12 protein-coding genes are annotated in these 15,294 nt (G+C 62.5%); 4 read left to right on the forward strand and 8 right to left on the reverse strand.

Annotated elements, in window-relative coordinates; all coding sequences use genetic code 11:
* Positions 1–136 precede the first annotated feature (136 nt).
* Genes J9789_RS00005 through J9789_RS00015 form a run of 3 tightly spaced genes read right to left on the reverse strand, consistent with a single transcriptional unit; the run spans position 137 to position 2,202 of the window.
* Complete coding sequence (locus J9789_RS00005; RefSeq protein WP_209341112.1) at positions 137–556, reverse strand: PaaI family thioesterase; 420 nt, start codon at positions 554–556, stop codon at positions 137–139.
* Positions 540–1,463 (reverse strand): SufD family Fe-S cluster assembly protein, encoded by a 924-nt coding sequence (locus tag J9789_RS00010; protein WP_209341113.1) that lies wholly within the window; start codon positions 1,461–1,463, stop codon positions 540–542. Before J9789_RS00010 ends, J9789_RS00005 begins: the two co-directional genes overlap by 17 nt.
* Position 1,464: 1 nt before the next feature.
* A complete protein-coding gene (locus tag J9789_RS00015) occupies positions 1,465–2,202 on the reverse strand; it encodes an ATP-binding cassette domain-containing protein (RefSeq protein WP_209341114.1) in 738 nt (245 codons plus the stop codon).
* Positions 2,203–2,346: 144 nt separating this feature from the next.
* On the opposite strand from J9789_RS00015, the gene J9789_RS00020 reads away from it, so the two are divergent.
* The gene (locus tag J9789_RS00020) at positions 2,347–2,937 is read left to right on the forward strand and encodes a rubrerythrin (protein WP_209341115.1); all 591 of its coding nucleotides are present in this window, start codon (positions 2,347–2,349) and stop codon (positions 2,935–2,937) included.
* 3 nt (positions 2,938–2,940) lie between these two features.
* On the opposite strand, the gene J9789_RS00025 is transcribed toward J9789_RS00020, so the two are convergent.
* The 3 genes from J9789_RS00025 to J9789_RS00035 form a co-directional block, all read right to left on the reverse strand.
* Entirely contained in the window at positions 2,941–3,768 is an 828-nt protein-coding gene (locus J9789_RS00025; RefSeq protein ID WP_209341117.1) for a putative RNA methyltransferase, read from the reverse strand.
* 91 nt (positions 3,769–3,859) lie between these two features.
* Positions 3,860–6,043 (reverse strand): 5'-nucleotidase C-terminal domain-containing protein, encoded by a 2,184-nt coding sequence (locus J9789_RS00030; RefSeq protein WP_209341119.1) that lies wholly within the window; start codon positions 6,041–6,043, stop codon positions 3,860–3,862.
* A gap of 197 nt (positions 6,044–6,240) precedes the next feature.
* A complete protein-coding gene (locus J9789_RS00035) occupies positions 6,241–7,659 on the reverse strand; it encodes an aspartate ammonia-lyase (RefSeq protein ID WP_209341121.1) in 1,419 nt (472 codons plus the stop codon).
* A gap of 181 nt (positions 7,660–7,840) precedes the next feature.
* Between J9789_RS00035 and J9789_RS00040 the strand changes: the two genes are divergently transcribed.
* Positions 7,841–9,439, forward strand: coding sequence for an ATP-binding cassette domain-containing protein (locus J9789_RS00040; RefSeq protein ID WP_209341124.1), 1,599 nt, complete (start codon positions 7,841–7,843; stop codon positions 9,437–9,439).
* 40 nt (positions 9,440–9,479) lie between these two features.
* On the opposite strand, the gene J9789_RS00045 is transcribed toward J9789_RS00040, so the two are convergent.
* Entirely contained in the window at positions 9,480–10,817 is a 1,338-nt protein-coding gene (locus J9789_RS00045; protein ID WP_209341125.1) for an MATE family efflux transporter, read from the reverse strand.
* Between the two features lie 178 nt (positions 10,818–10,995).
* Here J9789_RS00045 and J9789_RS00050 point away from each other — a divergent pair, with 178 nt between their 5' ends.
* Both J9789_RS00050 and metG read left to right on the forward strand, forming a co-directional pair.
* Positions 10,996–11,814: a hypothetical protein gene (locus J9789_RS00050; protein ID WP_209341127.1), complete on the forward strand. Its 819-nt coding sequence runs from the start codon at positions 10,996–10,998 to the stop codon at positions 11,812–11,814.
* Positions 11,807–13,849, forward strand: coding sequence for a methionine--tRNA ligase (metG, locus tag J9789_RS00055; protein ID WP_209341129.1), 2,043 nt, complete (start codon positions 11,807–11,809; stop codon positions 13,847–13,849). The genes J9789_RS00050 and metG overlap by 8 nt, the downstream gene beginning before the upstream one ends.
* A 59-nt stretch (positions 13,850–13,908) precedes the next feature.
* Here metG and J9789_RS00060 read toward each other — a convergent pair whose 3' ends face one another.
* Positions 13,909–15,276 carry a citrate/2-methylcitrate synthase gene (locus tag J9789_RS00060; protein ID WP_209341131.1) on the reverse strand — a complete coding sequence of 456 codons (1,368 nt, stop codon included), beginning with the start codon at positions 15,274–15,276 and terminating at the stop codon, positions 13,909–13,911.
* Positions 15,277–15,294 lie beyond the last annotated feature (18 nt).

Consider the following 15,294-nt stretch of genomic DNA (forward strand, 5'->3'; position numbering starts at 1 on the left):
GGGGGGGGGTGTTTGTATTTTTGGGGGGGCGGGGTGGGGGGGCGGGGGGCCCAATGTGGGTTGGTGTTTTTGGGTGTTGTTTTTGTATTTTCACTGGGGGGGGGGGGGGCGGCCCCCCCCCCCACCGCTTGGTGTGTTAAAAGGGGGCGTCCGCCACCCGCATCTCCTTGGCGAAGAAGGTGTAGGTGCCGGTGGCCACGGTCTGGCCCTGATCGTTGGTCAGAAGGGTGTCATAGACCAGAATGGTCTTGCCCAGCTTCTTGGGAGTAGCCAGGCAGTGGATATAGCTGCCGGTGCCGGGGGCCAGGTACTGCATGGAGCAGTCCAGGGTGACGCACACATGACCGCAGGTAAAGGCGGCGCAGCCCGCCACCGTGTCCGCCAGGGCCACCAGGGCGCCGCCGTGGACGATGCCCATGGGGTTCAGGCTCTCGGGGCGGATCTCCAGGGTGCCCTCTGCCTCCCGGCCCTCGATGCGGGTGACGGTAATATGGTTGTAGGGAGCAAAGTGGCCCTCGCCGTTGACCACCCGCTGAATATCACTGAAGGAATCCATCCAGAATCTTCTCCTCCGCTTCCTGCTCCGTCAGACCCAGGGTCATCAGCTTGAGGATCTGGTCTCCGGCGATGCGGCCGATGGCGGCCTCGTGGATCAGCTGAGCGTCCACGTGGTTGGCCACAATGGCGGGGATGGAGGAGATCTTCGCGTTGCCCATGATGATAGAGTCACACTGCACATGGCCGAAGCACTTGGTGTTGCCGGTCATTTTGGGGTAGAACACCTGGACGGAGTTGTCCTGGGCCACGGACCGGGAGATGACCCGGCCGGTGGCGTCCTCGCCGTCCAGAATGATTTCCATGTCGCTCTCGGCGGTCTGCTGACCGTGGGTGAGCAGCTTCTCGGTGATGATGGCCTCGGCGCCCTTGCCCACCACGATACGGGTCTCCCGCTTGGTGGAGTCCACGCCCCGGATCTGGGTGGACTCCATGTTGATGGAGGCGCCCTCGTCCAGATAGACGATGGTCTGGGGGTTCATGATCCGCTTGCCGGTGCCCTCACCGTCGCCGTAGTGGCGCTCCACATAGCGGACCTTGGAGTTCTTGCCGATGTGGAAGGTGTGGACGCCGTCGTGCTGGCTGGTCTCACAGCCGGTGTTGTGGATGCCGCAGCCGGCCACGATGTCCACATCGCAGTCGTCGCCGATGAAAAAGTCGTTGTACACCATTTCGCTCAGGCCGGTCTGGCTGATGATGACGGGGATGTGGACCGACTCGTGCTGGGTGCCGCTCTTGACGGTGATGTTGATACCCGACTTGCCCGGCTCCTCCTTGGTGGTGATCTCAATGTTGGCGGTGTTGTTGCGGGAGTCCAGCTGTCCGTTGCGGCGGATGTTGTAGGCCCCCTGAGGGGTCTTCTCCAGGTCCGCGATCTCCTTGAGGAGCTTCCATTCCGCTTGATCCATCTTACTTCGCTCCTTCCGACAGATAACTGCAAGAGGTCCTGGTGTTGGCCAGGATCTGGGGGAAGATCTCATCCTTGGGGCCCTGCTTCTGGACCTTGCCGTCGGCGATCATGACGATCTCGTCGGCCAGGTCGATGATGCGCTCCTGGTGGGAGATGACGATGAGGGTGGCCTCCCGCTTCTGGTGGATGAGCTTGAAGGTCTCGGTGAGCTTGGCAAAGGACCACAGGTCGATGCCGGCCTCGGGCTCGTCGAAGATCATCAGACCGGTCTTGCGGGCCAGGATGGTGGCGATCTCAATGCGCTTGACCTCGCCGCCAGACAGGGAGGCGTCCACCTCGCGGTCGATATAGTCCCCGGCGCACAGACCCACCTTGGTCAGGTACTGGCAGCCTTCCTCCCGGGTCAGCTTGTCGCTGCCGGCAGCCAGGGCCAGCAGGTCCTTCACCTTCAGACCCTTGAAGCGGGGGGGCTGCTGGAAGCCGTAGCTGATGCCCAGACGGGCACGGCCGGTGATGTCCAGATCGGTGATATCGGTGTCGTTCCAGCGGATGGTGCCGCCGGTGGGCTTAACCAGGCCCATGATGGCCTTGGCAAGGGTCGTCTTGCCGCCGCCGTTGGGGCCGGTGATGACCACAAACTGGTGGTCTTTGACAGAGAGGGAGACGTCGTTGAGGATGCCAAGCTCCTGGCCTTCCTCTCCCTCCACCTGATAGCTGAGATGATTGATCTCCAGCATAGACGGTCTCTCCTTTGTATATGGTTCATTCCACGAGCTATTATTTTATCACGCAGGGCTGGAAAATACAACCCTGAGCGGGGCAAATCTTACCGGGACGGCATAGAATGGGGGGAAACGATACCGAAACAGGAGGCAATGCGTATGGATCAGGAATGGCTGCCCAACTGTGACCGGGAGGTATTTGCCCGGGTGTGGAAGCGGGTGATGCCCGACCAGCGGGAGGACTGCCCCTTTGAGGTGGTGGAAGCGGCCCAACAGACCCTGCCCGCGGTGGTGGTGCCCGACCCGCCGGCGGCGGAAGAGGAGGAGGGGACGGTCTGCCTGGGGCCCGCCTCGGCGGTCCACGGTCCCCAGCTCCAGCAGTACATCGACCAGGAGCTGGCGGCCCACCGCTGCTGCCAGATGCTGGCCCGGCGGGTGCCGGGCAACGGAGGACGGATGCTGGCCACTCTGGCCGCCGAACAGCGGCGGCGGGCCAAGCGGCTGAGCACCGCCTATTTTCTCATCTCCGGGGTGCGGTATTGGCCTGCTGACCGGAGCGGAAGTCCCGTCAACGGCCCGGTGACCGCCCTCCTGCGGGAGCAGTTCCAGGCCAAGCAGGGCTACGCGGCCTGCTACCGGGCGGCAGCCGCTGGCACCGCCGACCCCTGCCTGGAGGCCCTTTTCCATGAGTCGGCCGATGAGGCGGAGGCTCACGCCTGGGTCATCCGCAACGTACTGGAGCAGATGTAGCAATCAGTCCCGGCGGAACACGTGGATGCGGAAGGAGGCCTGTACCTTCAGGCCGTCCAACTCCGCCAGCCGGGCGGCTCCCTCCTTGGGAGTCTTCCAGTAGTAGGGGGTCATCTGGAACAGGTGGGGCAGGTCCTCTCCCGCCACCTCCATGAGGGAATCCACCGGCACCACGTCCAGGTAGGAGAAGCCCTCATAGGGGATCTCCTGCTCCTGGTTGGGGTAGGGTGTATCGTAGAGCACCTGCTTGAGCTCCCACAGGTGGTTGGCGGCGGGTACTACATAGAGGAAGAGCCCGCCGGGGCGGAGCACCCGGCGAAATTCCTCCAGGGCCAGGGGAGAGAAGCAGTTGAGCAGCAGGTCCACGCTGTGGTCCGCCACCGGCAGGTGGTAGGCCGAGGCCACGGCAAACTCTCCCTGGGGCACCCGCTTGGCCGCCAGCCGCACCGAGGGCTTGGACAGGTCGATGCCTGCCAGCTGAACCGATTTGCCCGCCCCGGTGAGGGCGGCGTGGATGCCGGCGGTGTAGTAGCCCTCGCCGCAGCCCGAGTCCAGCACCGACACCGTTTCACCGGCGTGTTCCAGCGCTAAGTTGCACAGGGCGTCCCGCAGGGGAGCGTAGTAGCCCTTGGACAGGAACTGATTGCGGGCAGTTACCATGCCCTTGTCGTCACCGGGGGACTTGGAGTGTTTTTTGTTGGCTGGGAGCAGGTGGACATAGCCCTCCTTGGCCACATCGAAGCAGTGGCCGTTGGGGCAGGTATAGGAGCGCTCCGCCCGATGCAGGGGGGAGGCGCAGAGGGGACAGGTAAACAGGCTCAAACGGGCCATCTCCTTCCGAACGATCTGTTCGTATCATACCAGTTTGCCGGGGATAAAACAAGGGCCGCGCTTATGCGCGGCCCTTTGCTGTGGGAGTGATTTACTTGGTGGTGATGGTCAGAATGCCGTCAGTCACGGTCCAGGAGGCCCCCAGGGCATCCAGCAGAGGACCGGGGGAGACGTAGTAGTAGCCGCCCAGGGTAGTGTTGTGGAGCACCGCGTCCATGGTGCAGTAGGTGTCGCCCACGTAGGTGGAGACCTGGATGGGGGACAGGCCGGTGGGGGCCTGGTCGGGGTAGGAGAGCTTGTGCTCCTCAAAATAGGGCTGGCCGGCGTCCACACACAGGCTCTTCAGCCAGTAGACGTTGAACTGGGCGTCGGTGCCGCTGAGGGCGGCGGCCAGATCCCGCAGGCGATAATAGGTGTTGCCGTCGGCGTCGGTGGCGGTGGCCACGTCCTTGGCTACGCCGTCCACGGTGACGCAGGCGTTGGCCTTGGCCTGGGCTACCAGAGCGTCATAGTCGGCCAGGTTGTAGCTGGCGGCGTAGGGGGTGTCCAGCAGACCGGCGTTGATGTAGCCGATGAGCTCGGCACGGCGGGGATCATCCTCGTTTAGGTCCACGCCCACGATCTTCCAGTTGTTGTCCACCTCGGGGGCCACGGGGGAGTGCTCGGCAAAGTAGGCCACGATCATGTCGCGGATGGAGTTGGAGGACTCCCACTCCTTGGTGCCGGAGATCAGGTTTTGGCCCTTCAGGGCGGAGGAGTAGCGGTAGTTGTTCACCGCCAGGGTGAGGGTCTGGTCGTCCTTCAGAGGCTCGCCCTTGAACATGACGTTCTTGATGCGCTCCCCCTTGGGCTGGGACAGGTCGATCTCGTAGTCCACACCGGCGAACATATCATAGAGGTAGTCGGGGTACTCGGGGTCGAAGGAGATGTTGATGTCCCCTTCCTTCCACTGGTTGTAGCACTCGGCGGACCACTCCATGTAGGCCTTCAGTTCGGCGCCGGTGACCTTCACCCGGTAGAGGGTGTTGTCAAACTTGTAGATGTCGAAGATGTTGCCGTAGTTGATGTCACCGGCGGGCAGGTCGCTGGTGTTCTTGAACAGGGCGGCGGCGGACACGTCGGCGCCGGAGTTTTCCAGCTGGATCTTGTTGATCAGGTCCATGACGGCGGTATCCTCCAGCTTGCCCTGGGGCAGGCCGGCGATCTCATTCTCCGGCTGGAACTTGGCGGTGGTGGTGCCCAGCGGGGGGAGGGGCTCGCCGCTCTCGTCGGTGCCGCCGGCGATGAAGTCGATGGTCTCCTGATGGGCCTTGGCCACCAGGGGGATGTCCCGGATCTCCTGGCTGGGGGTCACGCCGGCCATGTCCACGATCTCCACGGAGGAGGCGGTGATGTTGTTGTCCTTGTCCAGGGTCAGATCGAAGCGGGCGATGTCACGGCCGCCGTTGCGGGCGCCGCCGATGACCACGTTGCCCTGCTGCTCCTTGACCACCACGTGGTTGTGGGCCACCTGGAGCACGTCGATCTCCGGATTGTCGTCCAGGATCTTCTGGGCGGAGTCGGAACCGCCCTCCTCGTCAAACTCGGCGTACATACCCATGTGGGCGGACACCACGATCACGTCGGCCTGGTCGCCGATCTCGTCGATGGCCTTGCCCGCGGCCACGTTGGCGGCCTCAAAGGTGGCGTCCTCGATGCCCTCCTTGCCGCCGTCCCAGATGGGCACGTCGGGGGTGACCACGCCGATGATGGCCACCTTCACGCCGTCCTTCTCCACGACGGTCCAGCCGGCGCCGGTGACCGGCTTGCCGTCGGTGCCGGTGACGTTGGCGGCCAGCACGGGGAAGTCGGCCTGGCCCAGGATGGTCTGCATGGTGGGGATGCCCCAGTTGAACTCATGGTTGCCCAGGGTCATGGCGTCATAGCCCATGTAGTTCATGGCGGTGATAACGGGGTGGGCCTGGTCGGGGGTCTTGTTGTAGAGGTCGTCGGTCATGATGGTGCCCTGGATATCATCACCGGCGTCAATGAGAATGGTGTTGGGATTCTCTGCCCGCACCTGCTGGATGTAGGTGTACAGGCGGGCCATGCCGTTGTTGTCGGTCTCCTTGTTGTCCTCGTAGGAAAAGCCCCAGATATTGCCGTGCATATCGGAGGTTCCCAGGATGGTGATGTGCTTCTCGTTGTCAGCGGCAAAGGCTGCGGGCATCAGGGATACCAACAGCGCCCCGGTGGCCAGCAGCGAGAGCAGCCGGCGGAACTGGCGTTTCTTCATAGTTGATCCTTCCTTCCAACCCATTTTTTACCGAGTAGTTTACTCGGCTTTCGATCTCATAGTAGCACGGCGTGACAGGGAAGTCACCCTTTTTTTCAGGTTTTTTTCAGAATCTTTTCCAGTTCCCCCTATTTTGCGCTTTGGGGCTGGGAGAAAACGACAAGGCCCGCCGCATTGCGGCGGGCCTCCGGGCTTTTTCAGGTATCCAGCAGCTCCTTGCCGGAGATGCCGGGCTCGGTCATGGAGTAGGGGTCCAGGATCTTGTCCAGGGCCTCCTGGTCCAGCAGACCCTCGTCCAGGATGAGCTTGCGCACCGAGGCGCCCGTCTCGATGGCCTGCTTGGCCAGCTGGGCGGCCTTCTCGTACCCCACGTGGGGGCAGAGGGCGGTAATGATGCCCACGCTGTTTTCCACCAGGTCCCGGCACCGCTCCCGGTTGGCGGTGATGCCGGTGACGCAGTTGTCCACAAAGGTATGTACCGCGTAGGTCAGGGTCTCCACACTCTGGATCAGGTTGTAGAAGATGATGGGCTCGAAGGCGTTGAGCTCCAGCTGGCCCGCCTCGGCGGCCATGGTCACCGTCATGTCGTTGCCGATGATGTTGAAGGCCACCTGATTGACCACCTCGGGGATGACCGGGTTGACCTTGCCCGGCATGATGGAGGAGCCGTTCTGCTTGGGGGGCAGGTTGATCTCCCCAAAGCCGCACCGGGGGCCGGAGGACATGAGCCGCAGGTCGTTGGACATCTTGGACAGGTTGACGGCGCAGGTCTTCACCGCGCCGGACACGGCCACAAATTCGTCCAGGTTCTGGGTGGCATCGATAAGGTCGAAGGCCTGCACCAGGCTCAGGCCGGTGACCTTAGACAGGTTGGGGATGATGCGGCGGAGATACTGCTCGTCGGCGTTGATTCCGGTGCCGATGGCGGTGCCTCCCATGTTGAGGCAGCGCATCTCGTCCTTGGCCCGCTCGAAGCGGGCGATATCCCGGCGGATGGCCTCGCTGTAGGCCCGGAATTCCTGGCCCAGGCGGATGGGCACCGCGTCCTGCATCTGGGTGCGGCCCATTTTCAGCACGTCGTCAAACTCCGCCGCCTTGGCGTCCAGGGCCTTGTAGAGCCGCTCCAGCTGGATCTGGGCCCGCACCAGCAGCTTGAGCACCGTCAGCTTGCCGGCGGAGGGGAAGACGTCGTTGGTGGACTGGCCGTAGTTGACGTGGTCGTTGGGGTTGACCAGGGTGTAGTCACCCTTCTGGCCACCCAGCAGCTCGATGGCCCGGTTGGCGATGACCTCGTTGGCGTTCATGTTCAGGCTGGTGCCCGCGCCGCCCTGGATGGGGTCCACGATAAAGGCCTCGTGGAGCTTGCCCGAGACGATCTCGTCGCAGGCATGGACGATGGCCTCTGCCACCCGTTTGTCCAGCAGGCCGATCTCCAGGTTGGTGATGGCCGAGGCCTTCTTGATCTCCGCGATGGAGTTGATGAGCTCCGGGTGCATGGTCAGGCCGGTGATATGGAAATTCTCCGCGGCGCGGAGGGACTGGACGCCGTAGTAGACATCCTTGGGGACGGCCTTCTCCCCCACAGAGTCGTGTTCGGAACGGTACTGCACTGCCATGATGGGGCCTCCTTGCAAGCTATCTGTCATTTGCGGCTCTCATCATAGCACTTTGCAACTGGATTTGCAAGTGCTCTTGCAAAAAAGATTCAGAAAACGGGAGGGGGTCTGCCACTAGGCACAGCAGAATTTGTGTGGTATAATAACTCTGTATAATGTTTTTTGCAAAAAGGAGTACGACATGATCACTGTTTCCGATCTGACCCTGGCATACAGCGGCCAGCCCCTGTTTTCTCATGTAGACCTGCAGTTCACCAAGGGCAACTGCTACGGCATCATCGGTGCCAACGGCGCCGGCAAGTCCACCTTCCTAAAAATCCTCTCTGGCGATCTGGAGCCCACCTCCGGCGAGGTGTCCATCCTGCCCAAGACCCGCATGTCCGTCCTGAAGCAGGACCAGAACGCCTGCAACGCCTATTCCGTCATGGATACTGTCATCATGGGCAACAAGCGCCTGTATGACATCGGCAAGGAGAAGGATGCCCTCTACGAGAAGGAAGAGATGACCGAGGAGGACGGCATCCGCGCCTGCGAGCTGGAGGAGGAGTTTGCCGAGCTGGGCGGCTGGGAGGCCGAGAGCGACGCATCCCGCATCCTCCAGGGCCTGGGCGTGGGCACCGAGTTCCACCAGACCTCCATGGAGACCCTGGATGCCCGCCTGAAGGTGAAGGTCCTGCTGGCTCAGGCCCTGTTCGGCAACCCGGACATCCTGCTGCTGGACGAGCCCACCAACAACCTGGACATCAACGCCGTCAACTGGCTGGAGGACTTCCTGCTGGACTTTGAGGGCACCGTCATCGTGGTCAGCCACGACCGCCACTTCCTCAACACCATCTGTACCCACATCGTGGATATCGACTACAACAAGATCAAGCTGTATGTGGGCAACTACGACTTCTGGTACGACGCTTCTCAGCTGATGCAGAACCTGATGAAGAACCAGAACAAGAAGAACGAGGAGAAGGCCCAGGAGCTGAAGGAATTCATCTCCCGGTTCTCCGCCAACAAGTCCAAGTCCAAGCAGGCCACCGCCCGCCGGAAGCTGCTGGAAAAGATCACCCTGGAGGAGATCCCCGCCTCCTCCCGCCGCTATCCCTGGGTGGCCTTCTCTCCTGACCGGGAAGTGGGTAAGGACATCCTCTTTGTCACCGACGTGTCCAAGACCATCGACGGGGTGAAGGTGCTGGACAAGGTGTCCTTCATCGTGGGCCACGGCGACAAGATCGCCTTCGTGGGCGACAACGAGAACGCCCAGACCGCCCTCTTCAAGATCCTCACCGGCGAGATGGAGCCCGACGAGGGCACCGTCAAGTGGGGCCAGACCGCCACCTACTCCTACTTCCCCAAGGACAACACCGAGTTCTTCAAGGACTGCGACGACAACCTGGTGGAGTGGCTGCGCCAGTGGTCCTCCGATCCCCACGAGGCCTACCTCCGTGGCTTCCTGGGCCGGATGCTCTTCTCCGGCGACGAGGTGTACAAGGCCGTGAAGGTCCTCTCCGGTGGTGAGAAGGTGCGCTGCATGCTCTCCCGCATGATGCTCTCCGGCGCCAACGTGCTGCTGCTGGACCAGCCCACCAACCACCTGGACCTGGAGTCCATCGCCGCCCTGAACAACGGCCTGGAGGCCGTCAAGTGCAACGTGCTGGTGGCATCCCACGACCATCAGCTCATCCAGACTGTGTGTAACCGGGTCTTCGACTTCACCGCCGACGGTCAGCTCATCGACCGCAAGATGACCTACGACGAGTACCTGGAGAGCCAGAAGGCAGACGCATAACAAAGCAAAACAGCGGGACGGCTTGGCCGTCCCGCTGTTTTTATAGTTCTGTGCTTTTTACCGGGCGGAGGCGATAAAAGAGCAGGCCCGTCAGATCGGCCAGGCCCCATCCAATAGGCACCGCCCACCAGATGCCCTTCAGGCCGATGGCCGGGATGGGGGCCAGTAGGTAGGCCAGGGCCACCCGGGTACCCAGGGAGACCACCGTCAGCACCACCGACACCCCGGGCCGCCCCAGGCCCCGGAACAGGCCGTAGAGCAGGAACAGGATGCCGATGCCGCAGTAGCACAGCCCCTCGATGCGCAGGTACTCCACCCCGATGGCGATGATCTCGGTCTCGCCGGGCTCCACAAAGAGTGCCATCAGCGGTGCGGCGAAGAGGCACACCAGCAGGGAGCTGACCACGCAGAAGAGGATGGACACCCACACGGCGGAGCGGATGCCCCGGCGGATGCGCTCCGGCTGGGCCGCCCCGGTATTCTGGGCCACGAAGGTGGAGAAGGCGTTGCCGAAGTCCTGGACGGGCAGGTAGGCAAAGGCGTCGATTTTGACGGCGGCGGCAAAGGCGGCCATCACGTTGACCCCGAAGGAGTTGACCAGCCCCTGCACCATCAGGATGCCGAAGTTCATTACCGACTGCTGCACGCAGGTGAGCAGGGAGTAGTTGATGATGCGGCCCAGCTCCCCCCGCCGGAAGGTACAGTGCTCTCGCCGGAGGCGGAGCAGGGGGACCCGGAACCAGCCGTACAGGGCGATGCCGGCGGCGGATATCCCCTGGGCCAGTACGGTGGCCCAGGCCGCTCCCGCTACGCCCCAGTGGAGCCCCAGCACGAACCACAGATCCAGGCCGATGTTGAGCAGGGTGGACAGAGCCAGAAAGACCAGGGGAGTGGCCGAGTTGCCCACCGCCCGCAGCAGACAGGCGAAGTAGTTATATAGGAAGGTGAAGCAGATCCCCAGCAGCACCACCTGCAGATAGGCGTGGGTGTCGTCCCAGGCCTCCGCCGGAATGCGCAGCAGCGTCATCACCGGTTCCAGCAGCAGGAGCACCCCTATGTTGAGAACCACCGCCACCGCGCCGATGAAGAGGAAGGAGAGGAAGAGGCAGCGTTTCAGCTCATCCTCCCGCCGGGCTCCATGGAGCATGGACCACAGGGCTCCGCTGCCCATGCACAGCCCCAGCAGCACCGAGGTGAGGAAGGTCATCAGGGTGAAGGAAAAGCCCACCGAGGCCAGGGCCTCAGCCCCCAAGGCACGGCCTACAATGAGGGTGTCTGCAATGTTGTAGCACTGCTGCAGCAGGTTGCCGGCGATCATGGGGGCGGCAAAGCACAGCATGGGACGGGTGATCCCGCCCCGGGTCAGGTCGATCTGCATGGTAAGTCCTCATCCCTTTCCACGGCATGATAACAGGCCGGGGGAAAAAATACAAGTGCGCCCTTGCCTTTTCCACTGGGAAACGGTAAGATAGAACATGCAAAAAAACCGTGCGTTTTTTCCCATTTCGTGCTATACTAAGTGCTTGAACTTACTTCATCCGGAAAGGATGCTGACAATGCGAAAAGAGATCCTTCTGCCCGCCGTCGCGGCGGTGGGCGGCCTGGCGGGTTTCGGCCTGCGCTGGTGGGAGCTGAACACCGCCTTTGAGCCGGATACCGGCCTTCCCATTTCCGGCGCCCCCGCCACCATGGCCCTCATCGCCCTGTCTGTGGTGGTGGCGGCTGTCCTTCTGATCCTGAGCCTGACGGTCAAATATCCCCAGTTCCAGGGGTACGACCAGGCCTTCTCCGCCAAGGGCAACACCCTGTATGCCACGGTGGGGGTGCTCTCCGGCTTCCTGCTGATCGGCGCCGGCGGCCTGATGGCCTACGACTTCGCCACCGGGGCCAATCCCATCTATACCCGGCTCATCGTGGCGGTGATGGCGGTGGCCTCCGGCGTGTGCGTCATGACCACCGTGCGGGACAACTTCAAGGGAACGGGCAACGGCAAGTACAGCGTGCCCCTGCTCATCCCGGCCTTTACCTTCTGCGTGTGGCTCATCGCCGCCTACCAGGTGCGGGCGGGGGACCCGGTGCAGCTGGACTACGTGTACGAGCTCTTTGCCATCATCACCGGCCTGCTGGGTCTGTACTTCATCGCCGGCTTCTCCTTTGATAAGGGCAAATGCGTCCCCGCAGTGTTCTTCTGCCTGCTGGGCGTGTATTTCTCCATCACCACCCTGGCCGACCAGCACGACTGGGCCACGCTGGTGCTCTATGGCTTTAGCATCCTCTACCTGCTGACCTCCAGCGCCTTGCTGCTGTACAATGCCGCCCGGCCTCTGCCTGTGGAGCCGGTCGAGAACGATACGGAGGGATCCTCTGATGTCTGAGAAAAAGAAATTCTATATCACTACCCCCATTTACTACCCCTCGGATAAGCTCCACATCGGCCACGCCTACTGCACCGTGGCCACCGACGCCATGGCCCGCTACAAGCGCCTGACCGGCTGCGACGTGATGTTCCTCACCGGTACCGACGAGCACGGCCAGAAGATCGAGGACAAGGCCAAGGCCGCCGGCGTCTCCCCAAAGGAGTACGTGGACAACATCGTGGAGGGCCCCCAGGGCGTTAAGGACCTGTGGAAGCTGATGAACATCTCCAACGACCGGTTCATCCGCACCACCGACGACTACCATGTGGCCGCCATCCAGAAGATCTTTAAGAAGATGTACGAGAAGGGTGACATCTACAAGGGCAAGTATGTGGGCAAGTACTGCAAGCCCTGCGAGTCCTTCTGGACCGAGAGCCAGCTGGTGGACGGTAAGTGCCCCGACTGCGGCCGTGAGGTCCAGGACGCCGAGGAGGAGGCCTACTTCTTCCGGCTGAGCAAGTACGCCGACCGCATTCAGGACCTGCTGGAGAACACCGACTTCCTGGAGCCCCGCAGCCGCGTCAACGAGATGGTGAATAACTTCATCAAGCCCGGCCTGGAGGACCTGTGCGTCTCCCGTACCTCCTTCCAGTGGGGCATTCCCGTGGACTTTGACCCCGGCCACGTGGTGTACGTGTGGATCGACGCCCTCTTCAACTACACCACCGCTCTGGGCTTCATGAACGACAAATACGACGATTTTGAGAAGTACTGGCCCGCCGACGTCCACTTCATCGGCAAGGAGATCGTCCGCTTCCACTCCATCATCTGGCCCGCCATGCTCATGAGCATGGAGATGCCCCTGCCCAAGAAGGTGTTCGGCCACGGCTGGCTGCTGCTGGACGGCGGTAAGATGAGCAAGTCCAAGGGCAACGTGGTGGACCCCTACCTGCTGGCCCAGCGCTACGGCGTGGATTCCCTGCGTTACTTCCTGCTGCGGGAGTTCCCCTTCGGCACCGACGGCAACTTCTCCAACGAGGCTCTCATCAGCCGCATCAACACCGACCTGGCCAACGACCTGGGCAACCTGGTGAGCCGTACTACCGCCATGGTGGGTAAGTACTTCGGCGCTCACCTGCCCGCCGGCTGCGGCGCTGACGAGGACGAGAAGGACCTGACCAATATGCTGGCCCAGACCCGGGGCAGCGTGGACCTGGCCGCCAACTTCCCCGAGGACGATCCCCGGAAGTTCGACGTGGAGCTCATCTCCATGGCCGCCGTGCTGCGCAACGCCTATGAGGACAAGATGGAGCAGTACGCCTTCCAGGACGCTCTGATGGAGGTCTTCAAGCTCATCGGCCGGGCCAACAAGTATATCGACGAGAACAAGCCCTGGGCCCTGGCCAAGGACGAGACCCAGCAGGACCGTCTGGCCCATGTGCTGTACAACCTGCTGGAGTGCGTGCGCATTTCCGCCGTGCTCCTCACCCCCTTCATGCCCGAGACCTGCGAGAAGATCTTTGCCCAGATCGGCGCCGACGACAGCCAGCGCACCTGGGAGTCCGCCGGTGTGTGGGGCGCGCTGCCTGCCGAGGCTTCCGTCAGCAAGGGCGAGAACCTGTTCCCCCGCATCGACGCCGCCAAGGAGCTGGAGGAGCTGGCTGCCCTGGAGGCTGCCGCCAAGGCGGAAGCCGCTGCCAAGGCCGAGCCCGAGTATATCACCATCGACGACTTCGCCAAGGTGAAGTTCGTCACCGCCAAGGTGCTGGCCTGCGAGGCGGTGAAGAAGAGCAAGAAGCTGCTCCGCTTCACCCTGGACTGCGGCGAGGGCGAGACCCGTCAGATCCTCTCCGGCATCCATGAGTACTACGAGCCCGAGGACCTGGTGGGCAAGACCGTGGTGGCCTGCGTCAACCTGGCCCCCCGGAAGATGATGGGCCTGGAGTCCAACGGTATGCTCATCTCCGCCGTGAAGGAGGGGACCGAAGGCCACGAGGAGCTCCACCTGCTCATGCTGGACGACAAGGTGCCCGCCGGCTGCACCTTGGGCTGATCCATTCAAACAACAAAAAAAGAGACGCTGCATATGCAGCGTCTCTTTTTTGTTTATTTTTACCGCTGATCCAGGGGCACGAAGGGCCGCATGGGAGCCACCGCCTTGTAGGCGGGACGGATGATGCGGTTGCCGGGCTGGTAGACCTCCTCGATGCGGTGGGCGCACCAGCCCACGATACGGGCCACGGCAAACAGAGGGGTGTACAGCTCCTGGGGAATGCCCATCATCTTGTACACCATGCCGGAGAACAGGTCCACGTTGGCGCACACTACCTTGTCCTCTCCCTTGACGGAGAGCAGGACCTCGGGGGTGAGCCGCTCCACGGTCTCATACAGCTCGAACTCGTCCAGCATGCCCTTGGTCTCGGCCAGCTTCTTGGCAAACTTCTTCAGGATGACGGCGCGGGGATCGGACAGGGTGTAGATGGCGTGGCCCATGCCGTAGATGAGGCCCGACTTGTCGCCGGCCTCCTTCCGCAGCAGCTTGCCCAGGAAGGCGCGCACCTCGTCCTCGTCCTTCCAGTCCTTCACTTCGTCCTCGATGTAGCCGAACATCTCCATGACCTTCTTGTTGGCGCCGCCGTGGCGGGGGCCCTTCAGGGAGCCCACGGCAGCTGCGATGGCGGAATAGATGTCGGTGCCCGAGGAGGACAGCACCCGGCAGGTGAAGGCGGAGTTGTTGCCGCCGCCGTGCTCGGCGTGGAGCACCAGGCACAGGTCCAGCAGCCGGGCCTCCTGCTCGGTGAACTGGTTGTCGTGGCGGACGGAGTAGAGGAAGTTCTCCGCCACGCTGAGCCCCGGCTGGGGCCGGTGGAGGTAGAGGGACTCGTCGTTGTAGTAGTGGCGCTTCACGGCAAAGGCGTGGGCCACGATAACGGGCACCCGGGCGATGAGCTGGATGGCCTGCCGCAGCTGATTGGGCAGGGACATGTCGTCGGGGTTATCGTCATAGGAATAGAGAGCCAGCACAGACCGGGCCAGCTTGTTCATCACATCAGGGCTGGGGGCCTTGATGATCATATCCTCGGTGAACATGTGGGGCAGCGTGTGGTTGTCGCTGAGCATCTGCTGGAACTGGGTGAGCTGCTCCCGGGTGGGCAGGGCGCCGAAGAGAAGCAGATAGGCGGTCTCCTCAAAGCCGAACCGATTTTCCCGCACAAAGCCGTCCACCAGCTCCTCCACGTCGATGCCCCGGTAGATCAGCTTGCCGGGGGCGGGGAAGCGCTCGCCGTCCTGTAGGTAGTAGCCCAGTACGTTGCCGATCTGGGTCACGCCGGCCATGACGCCAGTACCGTCGGCGTTGCGCAGGCCACGCTTGACCCGGTAGCGCTCATAGTAGGCGGGGTCGATCTGGTTATGTTTCTTATATTCCTCGCATAGACTCTCGATGAAGCCCATGGATGTTTCCTTCTCCAGATTTTGCATTTCCAGCCTCTCCTTTTG

The organism is Flavonifractor sp. AGMB03687, assembly GCF_017811815.1.
Taxonomy (GTDB): Bacteria; Bacillota; Clostridia; order Oscillospirales; family Oscillospiraceae; genus Flavonifractor.

Coding starts and splice junctions, on each gene's coding strand:
- J9789_RS00020 (WP_209341115.1), top strand. CDS start 2,347: ATGGATCAGGAATGGCTGCCCAACTGTGACCGGGAGGTATTTGCCCGG.
- J9789_RS00005 (WP_209341112.1), bottom strand. CDS start 556: ATGGATTCCTTCAGTGATATTCAGCGGGTGGTCAACGGCGAGGGCCAC.
- J9789_RS00060 (WP_209341131.1), bottom strand. CDS start 15,276: ATGCAAAATCTGGAGAAGGAAACATCCATGGGCTTCATCGAGAGTCTA.
- metG (WP_209341129.1), top strand. CDS start 11,807: ATGTCTGAGAAAAAGAAATTCTATATCACTACCCCCATTTACTACCCC.
- J9789_RS00040 (WP_209341124.1), top strand. CDS start 7,841: ATGATCACTGTTTCCGATCTGACCCTGGCATACAGCGGCCAGCCCCTG.
- J9789_RS00050 (WP_209341127.1), top strand. CDS start 10,996: ATGCGAAAAGAGATCCTTCTGCCCGCCGTCGCGGCGGTGGGCGGCCTG.
- J9789_RS00025 (WP_209341117.1), bottom strand. CDS start 3,768: ATGGCCCGTTTGAGCCTGTTTACCTGTCCCCTCTGCGCCTCCCCCCTG.
- J9789_RS00015 (WP_209341114.1), bottom strand. CDS start 2,202: ATGCTGGAGATCAATCATCTCAGCTATCAGGTGGAGGGAGAGGAAGGC.
- J9789_RS00035 (WP_209341121.1), bottom strand. CDS start 7,659: ATGGCAGTGCAGTACCGTTCCGAACACGACTCTGTGGGGGAGAAGGCC.
- J9789_RS00045 (WP_209341125.1), bottom strand. CDS start 10,817: ATGCAGATCGACCTGACCCGGGGCGGGATCACCCGTCCCATGCTGTGC.
- J9789_RS00030 (WP_209341119.1), bottom strand. CDS start 6,043: ATGAAGAAACGCCAGTTCCGCCGGCTGCTCTCGCTGCTGGCCACCGGG.
- J9789_RS00010 (WP_209341113.1), bottom strand. CDS start 1,463: ATGGATCAAGCGGAATGGAAGCTCCTCAAGGAGATCGCGGACCTGGAG.